The organism is Paracoccus sp. DMF, assembly GCF_004407025.1.
Taxonomy (GTDB): Bacteria; Pseudomonadota; Alphaproteobacteria; order Rhodobacterales; family Rhodobacteraceae; genus Paracoccus; species Paracoccus aminovorans_B.
Genome location: NZ_SOKV02000147.1, coordinates 1 through 1,049, shown reverse-complemented (window position 1 = coordinate 1,049; position 1,049 = coordinate 1). Strand labels below are relative to the sequence as shown.

At 69.5% G+C, this 1,049-nt stretch carries 3 protein-coding genes; all 3 read right to left on the bottom strand.

The window, feature by feature from the left end:
- A partial coding sequence (locus tag E3D03_RS20860; protein ID WP_263568533.1) for a phage portal protein occupies nucleotides 1-588 on the bottom strand: 588 nt, incomplete at its 3' end.
- A gap of 2 nt (nucleotides 589-590) precedes the next feature.
- The gene (locus E3D03_RS20855; protein WP_017998472.1) at nucleotides 591-806 is read right to left on the bottom strand and encodes a phage head-tail joining protein; all 216 of its coding nucleotides are present in this window, start codon (nucleotides 804-806) and stop codon (nucleotides 591-593) included.
- A partial coding sequence (locus E3D03_RS20850; RefSeq protein WP_263568532.1) for a phage terminase large subunit family protein occupies nucleotides 806-1,049 on the bottom strand: 244 nt, incomplete at its 5' end. The genes E3D03_RS20850 and E3D03_RS20855, both read right to left, overlap by 1 nt.

The following is a 1,049-nucleotide window of genomic DNA, read 5'->3' as shown; positions in this document are numbered from 1 at the left end:
ATCGGTCATGTCGCCCGGGTGGCGGCGCAGAAAATGGTAGGCGACGCGCCGCCCGATGCCGTCGAACTCGATGCCCTGTCGGATCGATCCCGCGCCGGGCAGGATGCGGGTCATGTCCTGGGGCAGCATTTCCGAGGGCAGCATTTGCAGCTGCATGGGCACCGTCAGACCATCCTCTGGCCGCCGCGTCCGGATGCGCAGGAACACTTCACCCGCCAGAAACACCTCTCGCGCGGCCCGGCGCTGCAGCCCGAAGAAATCGGTCAGGCCCTCGGCATCGGCCTCGTCCGTCCAGGCGAGCCAGAGCTTCTGCAGCTCCTCCTTCTTCGCAGCATCCGCGATCTTCGACGAGGGCTTGATCCCGTCACCGACGACGTGGCTCGCAAAGGCATCGACCGCGTTTGCGGCATAGCCGTTGTTACGCACGAGCCAGCGGGCCCGGGCGGTGATCGTCTCGCCCGAGGCGGCGATCAGCGTGTTCACATGCGCCCGGGTGGCCCGGAACCCGCGCATGCGGCGGTGGGACTGCGCGGCGTCGAAGCCACCGATGATGGACCCGAGCCGCGCGCGGAAGGCGTCGAAGACCATCGTCAAAGCCCCTTGGTCGCGACGGTGCCCCAGCGACGGCGGCGGGCAGATGTGCCGCTGGCCGCTGCGATGCGCCCCTCCAAGTCCCGGATCGCCGCGGCCAGTTCGGCATCCGAGCCATAGGTCACGGTCTTGCCGTCGTAGCTGACGCTGCGCAGCCCGGCGAAGCGGGCTTCCTGCAGCGCGGTCAGCAGGGCCTGCATGCGTTCCAGGTCCATCAGTCCCTCATGAAGTTCGGGGTGTAGGCCCGCCGTCTCCGGCGCGGCGTCGTCAGGGTTCCGGCCTTGGGCTGGGCCGGGTCTTGTATGGCGATGTCGGTTGCGGTGGCCGTGGGCAGGCGCGTTTCCACACCCGCCTGTGCTTCCAGCCGCCGCCAGGTCGCCTCGTCCCATCGGTCGGCGCCGAGGATCCATGCCGCGGCGCGGGCGTAGACCCGGCAGTCCAGCGCCTCGTTCCGCTCG